This is a genomic window from Ruegeria sp. N7 (assembly GCF_056531345.1).
Window position 1 is genome coordinate 61,764 of the sequence record NZ_JBQFLR010000004.1, and the last position, 16,772, is coordinate 78,535.

The window sequence follows — 16,772 nt, forward strand, 5'->3', positions numbered from 1 at the left end:
GATCAGGCGTGACGCTTCACGATCACCGATCCAACCGAATACCCGGCCCCAAAAGAACAGATCAGGCCCAGATCGCCCTCTTGCAGATCGTCAGAGTATTTCGAAAACGCAATGATCGACCCTGCGGATGAGGTGTTCGCATAATCCTGAAGGATATTGGGTTGCTCGCCCGCCTCGGGTTCGCGGCCCAGAACCTTCTTGCCGATGAAGTCGTTCATCGTCTTGTTGGCCTGATGCAGCCACAGGCGTTTGAGGTCGGTATTGCTGACCCCTTCGGCCTCCATATGGTCGCTGATATGCTTGCTGACCATCGGCAACACTTCCTTGAACACCTTCCGGCCATTCTGCATGAACTGCATGTCGCGGCGGTCAATCACGCCATCGGGGCGCGACCGGCGCAGGAACCCGTTATTGTTGCGGATATTGTTTGAAAAGGCGGTGGCACAGCGGGTCGACAGGATTTCGAAATGCGGGCCTTTGGCGTCTTCGATCCGCTCGATCAACGTTGCCGTCGCCACATCGCCAAAGATAAAGTGACAATCCCGGTCGCGCCATTCCAGATGGCCCGAGCAGATTTCAGGGTTCACCACCAACGCCGCGCGCACCGACCCGGACCGCACCATATCCGCCGCCGCCTGAATGCCGAACGTGGCCGAAGAACAGGCGACATTCATGTCAAAGCCAAACCCGTCGATGCCCAGTTCCTGCTGAATCTCGATTGCAATCGCCGGATAGGCGCGCTCGTGGTTCGAGGCCGCACAGATCACCAGATCGACATCCGCCGCCGTGCGCCCCGCCTGCGCCAGCGCCTTCCTGCAGGCATCCACTGCCATCTCGGTCATGATCCCGGGCTCGTCATCGCTGCGTTGGCGCAGCGTCGGGTGCATCACGTCCGGGTTCAGTACCCCGGCCTTGTCCATCACGTACCGGTTATGAATGCCCGACGCCTTGACGATGAACTCTTCCGAGGAATGCTGCATCGCCTCCATCTGCCCGGCTGCGATGGCCTCGGCATTCTTCGCGTTCTGCTTGTCGGCATAAGCGTTGAACGCTTCGACAAGCTCGGCGTTGGTGATGACGTTCTCCGGCGTGAAGACACCGGTACCGGTGATGGCGGGGGTATACATGGCGGGTCCTGAATGTTTCGGATTCGCCCAAAATGCAGTCATGGCGTGATTTGATCAAGATATGTTGACCCAAGGGAATTCGTTCCGGGGTGCAGTTTCATATCTTGAATAGTTCATAAATTGAAGTATATCGCCCCGTAACCCGCGCGGAGACCCCCAATGCCAGACGATATCAGTGCCAGACTGGGCCGCCTCAGCCCCGAGATTCAGGCGATCATGGGCGTCTATGCCCTGTACTGGAAACTGGAAGAGACCTTCGACTGTATCGAAACAGACCTGAGCCACCCGGAATGCCACATGCTGATCAAGCTGGATCAGCCCAAGCGCATGGGCGTTCTGGCCGCCGATATGTTAAGCGTACCATCAACGATCACCGCCACAGCTGATGCCCTTGAAAAAGCGGGCTATCTGACGCGTCGGCGTGACCCCGAAGACCGCCGCGCCTGGTTGCTGGTGCTGACAAAGCAGGGCGAAGAGGCCCGCAACATGCTGGTCGCCGCCGCCGGAGACCTGTTTCACCGGGCCTCGGGCCTCAACGAACAAGAAACTGCCGAATTCGCGCGACTGGCGCGCAAAATCCGCGACAACGTATTGAAAACGGGAATTCCCGAGGGATTGAAGAAATGAAACTCCTGACCTCTCTGGGCCTTGTACTGGCCATTCTGGCAACCCCGATTGCCGCTCAAGAGACCCCGAAACCGGTGAAACTCATGCAGGTGCGCGAAACCGCGCCCGGTTTCACGCGGCAGTTCTTTGGCCGCGTCGCCGCGCGCCAGACCGTTGATCTTGCCTTTCAGGTTGCGGGCCAGATTGTCGAGATGCCCATCAACGAAGGCTTCGTGATTCCCAAGGATGGCCTGATTGCCCGTCTGGATCAGGAACCGTTCGAGCTGCGCCTTGATCGGGCGCGGCTGCAAAAGGAACAGGCCGACCGCACTGTCGCACGCCTGTCGCGCCTGCGCGGTACAACCGCCAGCCAGGTGGCCGTAGACGATGCCGAGACCGAGGCGCAGCTGGCCGCAATCGCCCTGCGCGACGCGGAATATGAACTGGAACACGCCACGCTGACCGCGCCCTTTGACGCGCTGGTCTCCAGCCGCTCGGTCGAGGCGTTTACGACCGTCTCGGCGGGCACGCCCATCGTTCGCATCCACGACATGTCCGAATTGCGCATCGTGGTCGACGTGCCCGAGATCCTGTTTCAACGCTCTGGCCAGACTGATCAAAGAACGATCACCGCCAAATTCCCTGCCAGTGACGAAGTCTTCCCGCTGGAAATCCGAGAATTCGACGCGGAAACCTCCAGCGTCGGTCAAACCTTCCGCATCCAGTTCGGCCTGACCCCGCCCGAGGGGTTGCTGATCCTTCCCGGCTCGTCCGTTACCGTCAATGTTCAGGTGCAGGACAACCGCATTGGCATCATCGTGCCAGCAACCGCTGTGATCGCCGACGCAAACGGCGCGCTGAACGTCATGGTGTTTTCCCCGGTCGGGGCGGATGAGGGCACCGTGCGCCGCGTCCCGGTGACCATCGAGCCCACGCAAACCGGCGATGTCCGGGTGCTGACGGGCCTGTCTGACGGGGATGAGGTCGTTGTGGCCGGGGGCGCTGTGCTGACGGATGGTCAGACGGTGCGTCGGTTCGCCGGTTTCGCGAATTGAGGGGCTGACAGATGAACATCGCCCGCGCCTCAATCGATCGGCCGCTTTACACATGGCTGGTCATCCTCATTGCCCTTGTTGGGGGCATCTGGGGGTTCACATCGCTTGGCCGTCTGGAAGACCCGGCCTTTACAATCAAAAACGCGGTCATCGCCACGCAATACCCCGGTGCCACTGCCGAACAGGTGGCGCTGGAAGTATCGGAACCGCTGGAATCCGCTATACAGCAGATGGGCGAGGTGGATGTCATCACCTCGGTCAATCAACCCGGACGGTCCCTGATCGAGGTCGAGATCAAGTCGACATATGACGGCACCGAACTGCCTGCCATCTGGACCCGGCTCAGGGCCAAGGTGCGCGACGCCGCGCGCGGCCTGCCATCGGGCGTCGGCCAACCGTTTGTGAATGACGGGTTCGGCGACGTGTTCGGCCTGTTCTATGCGGTGACCGCCCAAGGGTTCTCGGACGCCGAAAAGCACGAACTGGCAACCTTCCTGCGGCGGGAACTGCTGACCGTGGACGGGGTTGCGGATGTCGAGGTTCAGGGCCTGCCGGACGAGGCGATCTTTGTCGAACCCGATCTGGCGATTTCCGTGAACCAGAATGTCCCGCTGCAAGCGATCAACCAGGCCATCGCCAATGCGGATTCGGTCAATTCCTCAGGGTCCTTGCGCTCTGATAACGACCGCACCACCATTCTGACGGCCGAAGGGTCGGACAGCGTGTCGGCCATTGCGGGCCTGTCTGTCGGTTCGCAAGGGCAGGTGATCAACCTCTTTGACATGTCCGATGTCTATCGCGCCCGTCAGAACGACCCCGACATCATTATCCGCTACAACGGGACCGAGGCCTTCACCTTGGGCATCGCGGGTCTGGCCACGGAAAACATTGTCGAGGTCGGCAAACGTGCTGATGCAAAGTTTGCGGAGCTGAACACAAGCATTCCCTTCGGTGTCGAAATCCTGCCGATCTATCAGCAACATGTGGTGGTCGAACAGGCCTCGAACGACTTTCTCGTGAACCTTGCCATGTCGGTGGCCATCGTGGTCGCCGTGCTGGGCATCTTCATGGGCTGGCGCGCGGCCATTGTCGTCGGCTCGACCCTGCTGCTGACCGTGGTCGGCACGCTTCTGTTCATGTCGCTCTTCTCAATCGAGATGGAACGAATCTCATTGGGTGCCCTGATCATCGCCATGGGGATGCTGGTGGACAACGCCATCGTCGTGGCCGAAGGGATGCAGATATCCATGCTGCGCGGCCAGTCCTCGCGCGATGCGGCCGAGGATGTGGCGTCAAAAACCCAGATCCCGCTGCTGGGTGCGACCGTGATTGGCATCATGGCCTTTGCGGGCATTGGCCTCAGCCCTGACGCAACCGGAGAATTCCTGTTCTCTCTGTTCGCCGTGATCGGCATTTCACTGTTGCTCAGCTGGGTTTTGGCGATCACCGTCACGCCGCTATTGGGGCATTACTTCTTCAAACAGGGCAAAGCAGGCGAGATCGACGCATACGGCGGCCTCCTGTTCCGCATCTATGGTGCGATTCTGCGCTTTGCGCTGCGCTTCCGCTGGCTGGTTGTTGCTGGTCTCGTCGGCGTAACCGTGGTGTGTTATGCCGGGTTTGGGCTGATGAAACAGCAGTTCTTCCCCAACTCCAACACGCCTTTGTTCTTTGTGCACTACAAACTGCCGCAGGGCACACCGATTGCACGAACCGCCGAAGACATGGCGGTGTTCGAAGAGTGGTTGGCAGCCCGCGACGACGTCGTCTCGGTCACGACCTTTGTCGGCCAGGGGGCTACTCGTTTCATGCTGACGTATTCAGCCGAAAAGCCGAACCCCAGCTATGGGCATATGGTCATCCGCACAGCAAGCCTGGACGACATCCCGGCGCTGCAAGCGGACCTTGAGGCGTTTGGGTCCGTCCAATTCCCCGAAGGTGAGTTCGGCACTAAGCGCCTGGTCTTTGGCCCCGGTGGCGGCGATCCGATTCAGGCCCGGTTCTCGGGCAGCGATCCGGTCGTGCTGCGCCAGCTTGCTGATGAGGCAGTGCAGCGCATGGCAGCCGCATCCCCGAACGCGCTGTTGGTTCATCACGATTGGCGCGAACAGGAACTGGCGCTGCAACCGATCTATGCCACCGAACGGGCGCAGACAGCCGGTGTCACACGCGAAGACATCGCCGCCACCCTGCAATTCTCGACCGACGGCATTACGGGTGGTGTGTTCCGCGAGCGCGACCGCCTGATCCCGATCATCCTGCGCCGACCCGCGGACGGAGATTACTCGATCGTCGATCAGGTCGTGTACTCGGACCAGTCGGAAAAGTTTGTACCAATTGAACAAATGGTGGATGGATTCGAGTACAAAACGCTCAATACGCTGGTTCACCGTCGTGATCGGGTTCTGACCATCACCGTCGGCGCCGACATCCCGCCCGACCTGACAGCGGCACAGGTCCACGCCGAAGTGCGCGACGCCATCGAGGCCATCGACCTGCCACCCGGCTACAAGATGGAATGGGGTGGAGAGTTCGAAAACTCGCGCAAAGCGCAGGCAAGCCTGGGCAGACAATTGCCGCTGAGCCTGCTGATCATGGTGTTGATCTCGGTCCTATTGTTCAACGCGATCCGCCAGCCGATCATCATCTGGCTGCTGGTGCCGATGTCCGTGAACGGCGTGGTGATCGGCCTGTTGGGAACAGGGTTGCCCTTCACCTTTACGGCACTTCTGGGCCTGCTCAGCCTGTCGGGTATGCTGATCAAGAACGGCATTGTTCTGGTTGAGGAAATCGATCTGGTCCGCGCCACAGGAAAGCCCCTGCGCGAGTCAATCATCGAAGCATCCGTGTCGCGTTTGCGGCCCGTCATGCTGGCGGCTGTCACGACCATTCTGGGCATGGCGCCGCTGCTGACGGATGCGTTCTTCGTCTCGATGGCAGTGACGATCATGGGCGGTCTGGCATTTGCCACCGTGCTGACAATGGTCGCGGCACCGGTGTTTTACCTGCTGTTCTTCGCCCGTGACGAACGAAAGAAAACGATGGAAACGCCTGCGTAAGGCATTGGAAATAAAGAAAAGCCCCAGAGTTTCCTCTGGGGCTTTTCCGTTTGGTTCAGGGGTCTTTACCCCTGTAGCGATTTCACCTCGACGTCGCCCTCAGCTTGTGCCTTGATCGCCAGTGCTGCGGCATTGGCCCCTGCAGCGGTGGTGAAATACGGGATCTTGTCATACAGCGCGATCGAGCGGATGGCCTTGCTGTCCTCAACCGCCTGCGCACCTTCGGTGGTGTTCATCACCAGCTGCACCTGACCGTCTTTCAGCATGTCCACAACATCCGGGCGGCCTTCGTACACCTTGTTCACCACGTCACAGGCAACACCCTGTTCGTCCAGCCAGCTTTGGGTGCCGCGCGTGGCCACAAGCGTGAAGCCCTGATCAACCAGAACCTGCGCCGCTTCCAGCATGGCTTTGCCCTTGTCGGCATCCTTGATCGAAATGAACGCACGGCCTGAAGACGGCAGCACCATGCCCGCGCCCATCTGCGCCTTGAGGAACGCGCGTGGGAAGTCACGGTCCCAGCCCATCACCTCGCCTGTCGAGCGCATTTCCGGGCCAAGGATGGTGTCGACGCCGGGGAAACGGGCGAAGGGCATGACGGCCTCTTTCACCGAGAACCACGGCATATCCGGATCGGCCAGCGTCATCTGGTCCGCGATCTTGGTGTCCTTGCCTTCCTGATAGGGCGGGCGCATCGGGAAATCGGCCAACTTCTCGCCCGCCATGATACGCGCCGCAATCGACGCAATCGCACTGTCGGTGGCCTTGGCAACAAACGGCACGGTGCGCGAGGCGCGCGGGTTCACTTCGATCAGATAGATCTCATCATCCTTGATCGCGAATTGCACATTCATCAGGCCAACGACATTCAGCGCCTTGGCCAGTTTGAATGCCTGTTCCTTGATCTGCCCGATGATCTCTTTCGACAGCGAATAGGGCGGCAGCGAACAGGCGGAATCGCCCGAGTGAACGCCCGCTTCTTCGATGTGCTGCATGATGCCCGCCACGTGAACGTCGGTGCCGTCACACAGCGCATCTACGTCCAGCTCGACCGCGCCCGCCAGATAGCTGTCCAGCAGTACGGGGCTGTCGCCCGAGACCACAACGGCCTCGTTGATATAGCGTCGCAGCTGATCCATATCGCGCACGATTTCCATCGCACGACCGCCCAGAACGTAAGAGGGGCGAATGACCAGCGGGAAACCGATCTCTTCGGCAATCTCCAGCGCCTTTTCATCGGTCGAGGCAATACCGTTTCTGGGCTGTTTCAGGCCCAGTTCATTGACCAGCGCCTGGAACCGTTCACGGTCTTCGGCCAGGTCAATTGCGTCCGGTGTGGTACCCAGAATCGGAATACCCTCGGCCTCAAGCGCGTTGGCCAGCTTCAACGGTGTTTGACCACCGAACTGAACGATCACGCCGTGCAGCGTGCCGTTTTCCTGTTCCTTCGTCAGGATTTCCATGACGTGTTCAAAGGTCAGCGGTTCAAAATACAAACGGTCCGAGGTGTCGTAGTCGGTCGAAACCGTCTCGGGATTGCAATTGACCATGATGGTCTCGTACCCGGCCTCGGTCAGCGCATAACAGGCGTGGCAGCAGCAATAATCGAACTCGATCCCCTGACCGATCCGGTTCGGGCCACCACCAAGAATAACGACCTTCTTGCGGTCGCTTGGGCGTGCCTCGCATTCGACATCTCCCATCATCGGGGCTTCGTAAGTCGAGTACATATAGGGTGTCTGCGCTTCGAACTCGGCGGCGCAGGTATCGATGCGTTTGAAGACCGCGGTGACGCCCAGATTGTGGCGGGCGCGGCGCACGTTATCTTCGCTGCGGCCTGACAGGTTGCCCAGACGCGCATCGGTAAAGCCCAGCATCTTGAGCTTGCGGATGCCTTCTTCGGTCACTGGCAGACCGTCCTTGCGCACGATGCGTTCGGCTTCGATGATCTCGCGAATGCGGGCCAGGAACCAGGGGTCAAACTTGGTGACGCCAAAGATTTCGTCGTCGCTCAGGCCATGACGCATGGCTTGGGCGATGGTGCGCAGGCGGTCGGGGGTCTGCTTGCTGATCGCCTTGATGACATGCGCCTTGTCATCGCTGCTTTCGACCTCATCCCACAGGCCGATGCTCAACCCCGGAACTTCGATCTCATCAAACCCGGTCAAGCCGGATTCCATCGATGCCAGCGCCTTCTGCATGGATTCGTGGATGGTGCGCCCGATGGACATCGCCTCACCCACCGACTTCATTGCAGTGGTCAGGTAGGGTTCAGAGCCGGGGAATTTTTCAAACGCGAATTTCGGGATCTTGGTGACGACATAGTCGATGGTAGGTTCGAACGACGCAGGCGTGACCTTGGTGATGTCATTGTCCAGCTCGTCCAGCGTGTAGCCCACGGCCAGTTTCGCGGCGATCTTGGCAATCGGGAAACCCGTCGCCTTGGAGGCCAGCGCCGATGAACGCGACACGCGCGGGTTCATTTCGATCACAACCATTCGGCCATCATCGGGGTTGATCGCCCATTGCACGTTCGAGCCGCCGGTTTCCACCCCGATCTCGCGCAGCACGGCAATCGAGCCGTTGCGCATGATCTGGTATTCCTTGTCGGTCAGCGTCAGGGCAGGGGCCACCGTGATCGAGTCACCCGTGTGCACGCCCATTGGATCGACGTTTTCGATGGAACAGACGATGATGGCGTTGTCGGCAGTGTCGCGCACCACTTCCATCTCGTATTCTTTCCAGCCCAGCAGGCTTTCATCGACAAGGATCTGGTTGACAGGCGAGGCATCCATGCCCGAGCGGCAGAAATGGATATAATCCTCGCGGTTATAGGCCACGCCGCCGCCTGTGCCGCCCAAGGTAAAGGCCGGGCGGATGATGGCGGGCAGGCCGATTTCCTCCAACTCATCCAGAGCGATCTGCACACCTGCTTCCAGATCGGCAGAGCCGTCGGCCTTCTTGGGGGCGGTCACGATGGTGGCTTTGGGGTTTTCCAACCCCAGCCGATCCATCGCCTCGCGGAACAATTTGCGATCCTCGGCCATCTCGATGGCGTCGCGTTTGGCACCGATCATCTCGACACCGAACTTGTCCAACACCCCCATCTCTTCCAGCGCGAGCGAGGTGTTCAGACCGGTTTGCCCGCCCATTGTGGGCAGCAGGGCGTCAGGGCGTTCCTTTTCGATGATCTTGGCGACGACCTCGGGCGTGATCGGCTCGATATAGGTGGCATCGGCAAGTCCGGGGTCAGTCATGATTGTCGCCGGGTTCGAGTTGACCAGAATAACCCGGTAACCTTCTTCGCGCAGGGCCTTGCAGGCTTGAGCGCCGGAATAGTCGAACTCGCAGGCCTGACCGATAACAATGGGACCCGCCCCGATGATCATGATCGACTTGATGTCGGTTCTCTTCGGCATGGTCTGGCCCCTTCGATTTTGCACGAGTCGCGGGCGCCGCCCAAGCGCCCAAATTGTCGTGCGTTATAGGGACCACGCAGAAAGGTTCAAGGGGTATCGGAAACAGAAGCGAAATTGCCGCTTTCCCCCCTTTCCCCTGCCAGAGTATTCTCTATATCGCCCTTCACGGCAAAAGAGGATGCAGTTGCGTATTCGTTTTGATCAGGGACCAGCCGGTCGCGGAACCCGGTTTCAGCGCCCGTCTCGGATTATCCGCGCGGATACGGCGGAGGACGTGCCCCAGGCTCTGGCGGCGCTGGATGAGGCGCGCGCGCGCGGCGCCTGGCTGGCTGGCTATGCCAGTTATGAACTGGGATATGTGCTTGAACCCCGGCTGATCAAACTTTTGCCGGAATCGCGTCGGCTGCCCTTGCTGTGCTTTGGAGTTTACGGCGCGCCGGATCGGGTTTCTTTACCGACGCCCGCAGGCGAGGTGCGCGCGTTTCAGCCGCGCTGGGACGAGGCGCGCTATGGCGAAGCCTTTCAAGTGGTGCATGATGCCATCGGTGCCGGTGACATCTATCAGGCGAACCTGACCTTTCCGATTGACCTGACCGTCTCGGGCAGCAGTGAAACCCTTTATGCGGCACTGGCAGCGGGGCAGCCCGTTGGGCATGGCGCGCTGGTGCAGCAGGTCGGGTTACCGGATTTGCTCAGCCGCTCGCCAGAGTTGTTCTTCCGCACAGACGCGGATGGAAAGATCGAGACACGACCGATGAAGGGTACCCAGCCGCGCAGCGAAGACCCGGACGAGGATATGCGGCGCCGGGCGTTTCTGACCACGGACGAAAAGAACCGGGCGGAAAACCTGATGATCGTCGATCTTCTGCGCAACGATATCAGCCGTGTCGCATTGCCCGGTTCCGTTCATGTCCCTGAACTGTTCAAGGTGGAAACCTATGCGACAGTGCATCAGATGGTTTCACTTGTCCGTGCCCAGTTGCTCAAATGCGCAGGGCTCAGCGATATACTGACGGCGTTGTTTCCCTGCGGCTCGATCACGGGCGCCCCCAAAATTCGCGCCATGGAAATTCTGGCCGGGCTGGAACCCTGGCCGCGCGACATCTATTGTGGCACCATCGGCTGGGCCGCGCCTGATGGGCGGTCCGAGTTCAACGTGGCCATCCGTACGCTGATGCTGGAAGACGATCAGGCCACCCTGAACGTGGGCGGGGGCCTTGTCTGGGACAGCACCGCCCCGGCAGAATATGAGGAGGCGCTATGGAAAGCCCGCTTCGCCCGCCAGCTGAGCCTGATTTCCGCCTGATCGAAACGCTGGCGTTTCGGCCAGGTCAGGGCTTTCTCCGAAAAGACCGTCACCTTGCGCGCATGGCCCGAACCGCTGCGGCCTTTGGCCTTCCCTTCAACCCGGATTCAGCGACCGCCGCGCTGGATGGCGCGTTGGGCGACACCCCCTTGCGGTGCCGCCTTACACTGGACGCATCGGGTGCATTCGAATTGACCATCGGGGTTCTGGCCAGCAACCCTCCGGTCTGGCGCATCGCCCTGTCTGATCAGCGACTGGCTTCCAATGATCTTTGGCTGCGTCACAAGACAAGCCGCCGCGCCCTTTATGACAATACTCGCGCCGCGCTGACGGATGGCATAGACGAGGTGTTATTCCTGAATGAGCTTGATGAGCTGTGTGAGGGCACCATCAGCAACCTTTTCGTCGAAAAACAGGACGGTCGTATTCTGACACCTGCGCTGTCCAGCGGTCTGTTGCCTGGCATATTGCGCGAAGAATTACTGGATAAAGGAACGGTGTCTGAGGCCGTGCTGACCTTGAGCGACCTGAAAAATGCACAAACTGCCTACATGGGCAATTCATTGCGCGGGCTGATCCGGGTGGAGCTGATAGACACGTGACCAAAGACAGCGCGATGGTCGGACCGCCGGTTGCATTGCCGCGGTTAAGGGTCGAGTTCGGCCTGTTCTATGTTGTCCTGCCGCTGATCATCGCGGTTTTGTTTCCACCGAACTGGATGTTTCCGGCTCTGTTTGCCCTGACCGGGCTGGGGATCATGCTGCTGCATTGGACACCGGGCTTTCAATGGGCCGAGTTGCGCTATGATTGGGCCAACTGGTCGCTTCGCGAAGTTGTGCTGTTTACCGCTTTCATGTCCGTGTTTTGCGTCGGGCTGATTCAGGTGACACGCCCCGACGCCGCATTTCTTCTGCTGATACACCGCCCTGAGATGCTGGCGCTTATCTGGATCGGTTATCCTGTTTTGTCTGCACTGCCTCAGGAACTGTTGTTCCGCCCACTGTTCTTCCGGCGTTATCACGCGATCCTGCCAGAGGGGCGTGCGGCTTATGTGCTGAATGCTGCCATCTTCTCGTTCGCGCATCTGATGTATTGGAGCTGGACTGTCGCCCTCATGACATTTGCGGGCGGGCTGCTGTTTACATGGGCCTACAGGCAGCGCGGTTCGTTCTTCTACGCGGTGCTGCTGCACGCGATTGCGGGCAATATCATCTTTGCGGTCGGGCTGGGTGTCTATTTCTACTCAGGCAACGTGCAAAGGCCGTTTTGACAGGGCGACCCGCCTTGACTTTCCGGGCCTGACAGGGTGTATCGGCGCGACGAATTCTGCGCCCGAAGGGATATGATCCATGCACGCCTATCGCAGCCACACCTGCGCCGCACTGACCGCCGCTAATGTCGGTGAAACCGTTCGCCTGTCCGGTTGGGTGCATCGGGTCCGAGATCATGGGGGCGTCCTGTTCATCGACCTGCGCGACCATTTCGGCGTAACCCAGATCCTGTGTGACGGCGACAGCGCCGCTTTTGCTGCGCTTGAAAAGGTGCGTTCCGAATGGTGCATCCGCATCGACGGAACCGTCAAGGCGCGTGCCGCCGAACTGGTGAACCCGAAACTGCCCACCGGTGAGATCGAGGTTTACGTGCGCGAACTGGAAGTTCTGGGGGCCGCCGAGGAATTGCCGCTAATGGTGTTCGGCGATCAGGAATACCCCGAGGAAACCCGCCTGCGCTATCGTTACCTCGACCTGCGACGCGAGGCGATGCAGCGCAACATGACCTTGCGCTCGGACGTGGTGGCCTCCATGCGCAAGCGTATGTGGGATCAGGGGTTCCGCGAGTACCAGACGCCGATCATCACCGCGTCCTCACCCGAAGGCGCGCGTGACTTCCTTGTGCCGTCGCGCCTGCATCCGGGTAAGTTCTACGCGTTGCCGCAAGCCCCGCAGCAGTTCAAGCAGCTGATTATGGTGTCGGGTTTCGACAAGTATTTCCAGATTGCGCCCTGCTTCCGCGACGAAGACCCGCGCGCCGACCGCTCACCCACCGATTTCTACCAGCTTGACCTCGAGATGTCCTTTGTCGAGCAGCAGGACGTGTTCGACACGATCCAGCCCGTTCTGACCGGTGTGTTCGAAGAGTTCGGTGGCGGTCGCAAGGTCGATCAGGACTGGCCGCAGATTTCCTACAAGGATTCGGCTCTGTGGTACGGCACGGACAAGCCCGACCTGCGGAACCCAATTAAGATGCAGGTGGTTTCCGACCACTTCCGCGGGTCTGGTTTTGCGATTTTTGCAAAGCTGCTCGAACAGGAAGGCACCGAAATTCGCGCTATCCCCGCGCCAACCGGTGGCAGCCGCAAGTTCTGTGACCGCATGAACGCCTTTGCCCAGAAAGAGGGTCTGCCCGGTATGGGCTACATCTTCTGGCGCGATCAGGGCGAAGGGATGGAAGCCGCAGGCCCGCTGGCCAAGAACATCGGCCCCGAGCGGACCGAGGCTATCCGTCAGCAATTGGGTCTGGGTGTCGGCGATGCGGCGTTTTTCCTGGGCGGCAAGCCGAAAGCCTTTGAAAAGGTTGCAGGCAAGGCGCGCGACGTGATCGGGGAAGAGCTTGGTCTGACCGAGAAAGACCGCTTTGCCTTTGCCTGGATCGTTGATTTCCCGATCTATGAGCAAGACGAAGAAACCGGCGCGATCGACTTTGAGCACAACCCGTTTTCGATGCCGCAAGGCGGCATGGAAGCGCTGCAGGGCAATCCGCTGGACGTACGTGGATACCAGTATGATCTGGCGTGCAATGGATATGAGCTGGTCTCGGGCGCGATCCGGAACCACAAGCCGGAGATCATGTTGAAAGCCTTTGAACTGGCGGGCTATGGCGAGGACGAAGTGAAATCCCGCTTTGGGGCCCTGTTCAATGCCTTCCACTACGGTGCGCCGCCACACGGTGGATGCGCTGCTGGGATCGACCGGATCGTGATGTTGCTGGCGGATGAGGCCAATATCCGCGAGGTCATGATGTTCCCGATGAACCAGCGGGCCGAAGACCTGATGATGCATGCGCCGTCGGACCCGACATCAGATCAGCTGATGGAACTGGGCTTGCGCCTCATCCCGCAGGACTAAACACCAGCCGCCCGCATCAAGCGGGCGGGTTCATTTTGGTGCCGGTGCGTATTCGCGGGTCAGTCCAGCGGGTTGTTCAGATCGCCCCGGTTGACACGAATAGAGCGCGCAGTCTGCCGTGTTTGGCGATAGGCCCAGATGCACAGAAGCGTCGCGGTGATGAAGTAGGCTGCAATCACGTCAAATCGCCTTTCTTTGTTCCAGGCGGTTCTGCACCATGCCGGCGACCTGCGCTGCCTGCGCGGTGATCGGTGCTCCGTTCGCCCGTGACAGCGCCAGCTTTCGGGCGGCTTCTGCCAAGGGCCTGTCATCGGCTTCCCGTGCGACCCCTTGCAGGAACTGGGCGGCGTAATCCCATGTGCGATGATCGTTGGGCCCGGTAAGGACATCGGCGATATGCGCCATGTCGTCCTGATAAGCCATCGGGTCGGGTCGGATGACTTCATCTCGAACCGAGTGGAGCCCGCTTGGGCGTCGATCTTCGGGTAGGCGCTCCAGAATGGACTTCTGAAAATAAGACAATGATTTTATCGGCTTGGACAGGAAACCATCCGCCCCGGCTGCGTGGGCCAGACCTTCGGTGGCGTCATCGCCCGACAGGCCCATGATTACGCTGATCCGTGGTGAAGCGTCGGCCAGTTCGGCGATCAGGTCAGCTCCGGATCCGTCAGGCAGGCCCATATCGACCAGAATGACCGACGGGCGATAGATCTGCAGGTGTCGCCGTGCCGATTTCAGGCAGTCAGCGCGTCGGATACGTGCACCGCTATGCAGGCACATCAGGCGGATCGCATCGCAGGCATATCGGCTGTCTTCAACAACCAGAATTGTCTGTCCCAGCAAGGGCCGCGTTGCGGTGGGCGTGGCGGCGGTGGTGGCAATGAGGCCCGAATCGTCCATGGCAGCTCTCCTATCCAGCAGATGCTTCACGCTAGGAACTTCTGGCTAACACGACGTTAACGCGCGATTTGGCGCACTTGTTCTTTCGCAGAGCAGCCCCCATAACCCACGCAACGCAGGACATCAGGAGTGAGACATGATTGGACGTCTGAACCACGTTGCCATCGCCGTACCCGACCTTGAGACGGCATCCGAACAGTACCGCAATGCGCTGGGCGCTAAGGTTGGCGCGCCGCAGGACGAACCGGATCATGGCGTCACGGTTGTGTTCATCGAACTGCCCAACACCAAGATCGAACTTTTGTACCCGCTGGGCGACGACAGCCCTATCAACGGGTTTCTGGAAAAGAACCCGGCAGGCGGTATTCATCACGTATGCTATGAGGTCGAAGACATCATCGCCGCCCGTGATCATTTGAAAGCGACCGGTGCCCGTGTTCTGGGGTCGGGGGAGCCCAAGATCGGCGCGCATGGCAAGCCGGTGCTGTTCCTGCATCCCAAGGACTTCAACGGCTGCCTTGTCGAGCTGGAACAGGTATGATCCGCAAAATCCGGAGGGGCTGAAGTGACCATTACTGCTGCATTGGTGCTGTTTGCCGTCATCTGGTTCATGACGTTGCTAGTGGTTTTGCCCATTCGCATCAAAACTCAGGGTGACCTGAACGATATCGTTCCGGGCACCCATGCGGGTGCGCCGGAAGTCCATCATCTGAAGGCAAAGATGTGGATCACCACCGCCATTGCTGTGGTTTTGTGGGCTATCATTGCCGGCATCATCATTTCCGGTGTGATTTCAGTGCGGGACTTCGACTGGCTGAACCAACTGGAGCCGCGCTAATCTGTGTCAGACCTTTTGGCCTGACACAGCATGAAAAATATGGGTGAATGTCGCCGCGCCAAGGATCGGGATCACCAGATTCAACAGCGGTATCGACAGCGGAATGGCCATCAGGGTTCCAGCGACCCAGATCGTGGTCGAATGCCTGGCTCGCAATTGGCGTGCGCCATCCCGTCCGATCCGGCGCATTGCAGCCAGCGTGAAGTATTCCCGCCCCAACAGGAACCCGTTCATGGCCCAGAAGATGAAGGGCGCAAACGGGGTGAAGATCGCATAGAGGATCAGCGCCAGCAGGTTTGCGACAATCAGCACGCCAAGAAAGCTGAGGCCGTCCAACAGGGCTTCTGACACCGGGATGCGTCGTGCAGGTGGTAAGGCTGGAAAGTGCTTGTCCTCGACGGCCTGTGCCACTTCGTCCAGAAAGATCGATGTGATGGCTGACGCCACCGGCACCATCAGGAAAACAGGCAGGATCAGGACGAGAACGATACCTGAATAGTTCAGAACGTCGTTCAGCCACGGGACAGCTCCGACAAATGGCAGCGAGATTTCACTGCCTGACAACAAGTTGATCAACCTGATCGCACCCGCACAGGCGAGACCCAGCAACAGGATGGTCAAACCTACACCGCGCAGCAGAACGGCGCGGAATTTGGGGTCTCCGATCTGGCCGAGCGCGCTGAAAAAGGCGTTCAGGATGATCATTCTGTGATCCATTCCGTCAAGGCTGCCACATCGGGCCGCGGGCGTTCGGGTGGCGCTGTTCCCTCGGTGGCGATATGTATCAGCCCGGCGACACGTTCGTTGTCGGCAAGCCCAAAGGCGTCGACGCAGAAGTCGTGGTCATGGGTTTGCCAACCCGATAGCCAGTTTGCGCCCCAGCCTGCGGCCAGCGCGACATTCAGCAGGGCCAGACAGACCGCGCCCGCAGAATAGGTTTGTTCGATCGCGGGTATTTTCTCGGACGGTTTTTGTACTTCGATCACGGCTACGGCCAGATGCCCCATGTCGAACTGGCTGCGCGCTTTTGAAATATCTTCCGGACTTTTGTTCAGCCGTTGCCCGCAGGCCTCGGTCAAGGTTGCCAACCGTGCCATGGCCCCCTGTTCCAGAACGATAAATCGCCAGGGTTCCAGTTTTCCGTGATCGGGGCTGCGTGCGGCTGCGGTCAGCAGGGGGCGCAATTCGTCCCGTGTCGGAGCCGGGGCAACCAGTGTCTTGGCGGGTCGGGACCGGCGCGACTGCAAAAACTCCAGAGCAGCGGGGTTTTTCATGGACATATGTTAACTTCCTTTACATCACGTCTCTGTATCTTGGTCGGCATGCCGAGGGTTTCA

At 59.7% G+C, this 16,772-nt stretch carries 14 protein-coding genes; 9 read left to right on the forward strand and 5 right to left on the reverse strand.

What is annotated here, in order from left to right:
• Nucleotides 1-2 precede the first annotated feature (2 nt).
• On the reverse strand, nucleotides 3-1,127 hold the full coding sequence (locus ACR0ES_RS07705) for a beta-ketoacyl-ACP synthase III (protein WP_209598022.1): 1,125 nt from the start codon (nucleotides 1,125-1,127) through the stop codon (nucleotides 3-5).
• 159 nt (nucleotides 1,128-1,286) lie between these two features.
• Here ACR0ES_RS07705 and ACR0ES_RS07710 point away from each other — a divergent pair, with 159 nt between their 5' ends.
• The 3 genes from ACR0ES_RS07710 to ACR0ES_RS07720 are packed head-to-tail and all read left to right on the forward strand — an operon-like array spanning nucleotide 1,287 to nucleotide 5,847.
• A complete protein-coding gene (locus ACR0ES_RS07710; protein ID WP_480482228.1) occupies nucleotides 1,287-1,754 on the forward strand; it encodes a MarR family winged helix-turn-helix transcriptional regulator in 468 nt (155 codons plus the stop codon).
• The gene (locus ACR0ES_RS07715) at nucleotides 1,751-2,788 is read left to right on the forward strand and encodes an efflux RND transporter periplasmic adaptor subunit (protein WP_480870072.1); all 1,038 of its coding nucleotides are present in this window, start codon (nucleotides 1,751-1,753) and stop codon (nucleotides 2,786-2,788) included. Before ACR0ES_RS07710 ends, ACR0ES_RS07715 begins: the two co-directional genes overlap by 4 nt.
• Nucleotides 2,789-2,799: 11 nt before the next feature.
• Nucleotides 2,800-5,847, forward strand: a complete 3,048-nt coding sequence (locus ACR0ES_RS07720; RefSeq protein ID WP_480870074.1) for an efflux RND transporter permease subunit — start codon at nucleotides 2,800-2,802, stop codon at nucleotides 5,845-5,847.
• A 65-nt stretch (nucleotides 5,848-5,912) separates the two neighbouring features.
• On the opposite strand, the gene carB is transcribed toward ACR0ES_RS07720, so the two are convergent.
• Complete coding sequence (gene carB, locus ACR0ES_RS07725) at nucleotides 5,913-9,266, reverse strand: carbamoyl-phosphate synthase large subunit (RefSeq protein WP_480870076.1); 3,354 nt, start codon at nucleotides 9,264-9,266, stop codon at nucleotides 5,913-5,915.
• A gap of 178 nt (nucleotides 9,267-9,444) precedes the next feature.
• Between carB and ACR0ES_RS07730 the strand changes: the two genes are divergently transcribed.
• The 4 genes from ACR0ES_RS07730 to aspS all read left to right on the forward strand — a co-directional run bounded on the left by ACR0ES_RS07730 (nucleotide 9,445) and on the right by aspS (nucleotide 13,697).
• On the forward strand, nucleotides 9,445-10,572 hold the full coding sequence (locus ACR0ES_RS07730; RefSeq protein WP_480565363.1) for an aminodeoxychorismate synthase component I: 1,128 nt from the start codon (nucleotides 9,445-9,447) through the stop codon (nucleotides 10,570-10,572).
• Nucleotides 10,527-11,174, forward strand: coding sequence for an aminotransferase class IV family protein (locus tag ACR0ES_RS07735; RefSeq protein ID WP_480870077.1), 648 nt, complete (start codon nucleotides 10,527-10,529; stop codon nucleotides 11,172-11,174). The genes ACR0ES_RS07730 and ACR0ES_RS07735 overlap by 46 nt, the downstream gene beginning before the upstream one ends.
• The gene (locus ACR0ES_RS07740; protein WP_480539300.1) at nucleotides 11,171-11,842 is read left to right on the forward strand and encodes a CPBP family intramembrane glutamic endopeptidase; all 672 of its coding nucleotides are present in this window, start codon (nucleotides 11,171-11,173) and stop codon (nucleotides 11,840-11,842) included. The genes ACR0ES_RS07735 and ACR0ES_RS07740 overlap by 4 nt, the downstream gene beginning before the upstream one ends.
• A gap of 79 nt (nucleotides 11,843-11,921) precedes the next feature.
• On the forward strand, nucleotides 11,922-13,697 hold the full coding sequence (gene aspS / locus ACR0ES_RS07745; RefSeq protein ID WP_480773758.1) for an aspartate--tRNA ligase: 1,776 nt from the start codon (nucleotides 11,922-11,924) through the stop codon (nucleotides 13,695-13,697).
• A 180-nt stretch (nucleotides 13,698-13,877) separates the two neighbouring features.
• Here the strand turns inward: aspS and ACR0ES_RS07750 are convergent, their stop codons facing one another.
• Nucleotides 13,878-14,597 carry a response regulator gene (locus ACR0ES_RS07750; protein WP_480505952.1) on the reverse strand — a complete coding sequence of 240 codons (720 nt, stop codon included), beginning with the start codon at nucleotides 14,595-14,597 and terminating at the stop codon, nucleotides 13,878-13,880.
• Between the two features lie 136 nt (nucleotides 14,598-14,733).
• On the opposite strand from ACR0ES_RS07750, the gene mce reads away from it, so the two are divergent.
• Together mce and ACR0ES_RS07760 are read left to right on the forward strand one after the other, a co-directional pair.
• A complete protein-coding gene (gene mce / locus ACR0ES_RS07755; RefSeq protein WP_267364251.1) occupies nucleotides 14,734-15,138 on the forward strand; it encodes a methylmalonyl-CoA epimerase in 405 nt (134 codons plus the stop codon).
• Between the two features lie 24 nt (nucleotides 15,139-15,162).
• Nucleotides 15,163-15,435 carry a DUF1467 family protein gene (locus tag ACR0ES_RS07760; protein ID WP_267364249.1) on the forward strand — a complete coding sequence of 91 codons (273 nt, stop codon included), beginning with the start codon at nucleotides 15,163-15,165 and terminating at the stop codon, nucleotides 15,433-15,435.
• Nucleotides 15,436-15,441: 6 nt separating this feature from the next.
• Here ACR0ES_RS07760 and ACR0ES_RS07765 read toward each other — a convergent pair whose 3' ends face one another.
• Both ACR0ES_RS07765 and ACR0ES_RS07770 read right to left on the reverse strand, forming a co-directional pair.
• Nucleotides 15,442-16,140 (reverse strand): EI24 domain-containing protein, encoded by a 699-nt coding sequence (locus tag ACR0ES_RS07765; RefSeq protein ID WP_480870078.1) that lies wholly within the window; start codon nucleotides 16,138-16,140, stop codon nucleotides 15,442-15,444.
• Entirely contained in the window at nucleotides 16,137-16,715 is a 579-nt protein-coding gene (locus tag ACR0ES_RS07770) for a nitroreductase family protein (RefSeq protein ID WP_480557776.1), read from the reverse strand. Before ACR0ES_RS07770 ends, ACR0ES_RS07765 begins: the two co-directional genes overlap by 4 nt.
• Nucleotides 16,716-16,772 lie beyond the last annotated feature (57 nt).

Excerpts from the sequence above, each read along its gene's own strand:
- ACR0ES_RS07705 (WP_209598022.1), bottom strand. The coding sequence starts at position 1,127 with ATGTATACCCCCGCCATCACCGGTACCGGTGTCTTCACGCCGGAGAAC.
- ACR0ES_RS07710 (WP_480482228.1), top strand. The coding sequence starts at position 1,287 with ATGCCAGACGATATCAGTGCCAGACTGGGCCGCCTCAGCCCCGAGATT.
- ACR0ES_RS07715 (WP_480870072.1), top strand. The coding sequence starts at position 1,751 with ATGAAACTCCTGACCTCTCTGGGCCTTGTACTGGCCATTCTGGCAACC.
- ACR0ES_RS07720 (WP_480870074.1), top strand. The coding sequence starts at position 2,800 with ATGAACATCGCCCGCGCCTCAATCGATCGGCCGCTTTACACATGGCTG.
- carB (WP_480870076.1), bottom strand. The coding sequence starts at position 9,266 with ATGCCGAAGAGAACCGACATCAAGTCGATCATGATCATCGGGGCGGGT.
- ACR0ES_RS07730 (WP_480565363.1), top strand. The coding sequence starts at position 9,445 with ATGCAGTTGCGTATTCGTTTTGATCAGGGACCAGCCGGTCGCGGAACC.
- ACR0ES_RS07735 (WP_480870077.1), top strand. The coding sequence starts at position 10,527 with ATGGAAAGCCCGCTTCGCCCGCCAGCTGAGCCTGATTTCCGCCTGATC.
- aspS (WP_480773758.1), top strand. The coding sequence starts at position 11,922 with ATGCACGCCTATCGCAGCCACACCTGCGCCGCACTGACCGCCGCTAAT.
- ACR0ES_RS07750 (WP_480505952.1), bottom strand. The coding sequence starts at position 14,597 with ATGGACGATTCGGGCCTCATTGCCACCACCGCCGCCACGCCCACCGCA.
- mce (WP_267364251.1), top strand. The coding sequence starts at position 14,734 with ATGATTGGACGTCTGAACCACGTTGCCATCGCCGTACCCGACCTTGAG.
- ACR0ES_RS07765 (WP_480870078.1), bottom strand. The coding sequence starts at position 16,140 with ATGATCATCCTGAACGCCTTTTTCAGCGCGCTCGGCCAGATCGGAGAC.
- ACR0ES_RS07770 (WP_480557776.1), bottom strand. The coding sequence starts at position 16,715 with ATGTCCATGAAAAACCCCGCTGCTCTGGAGTTTTTGCAGTCGCGCCGG.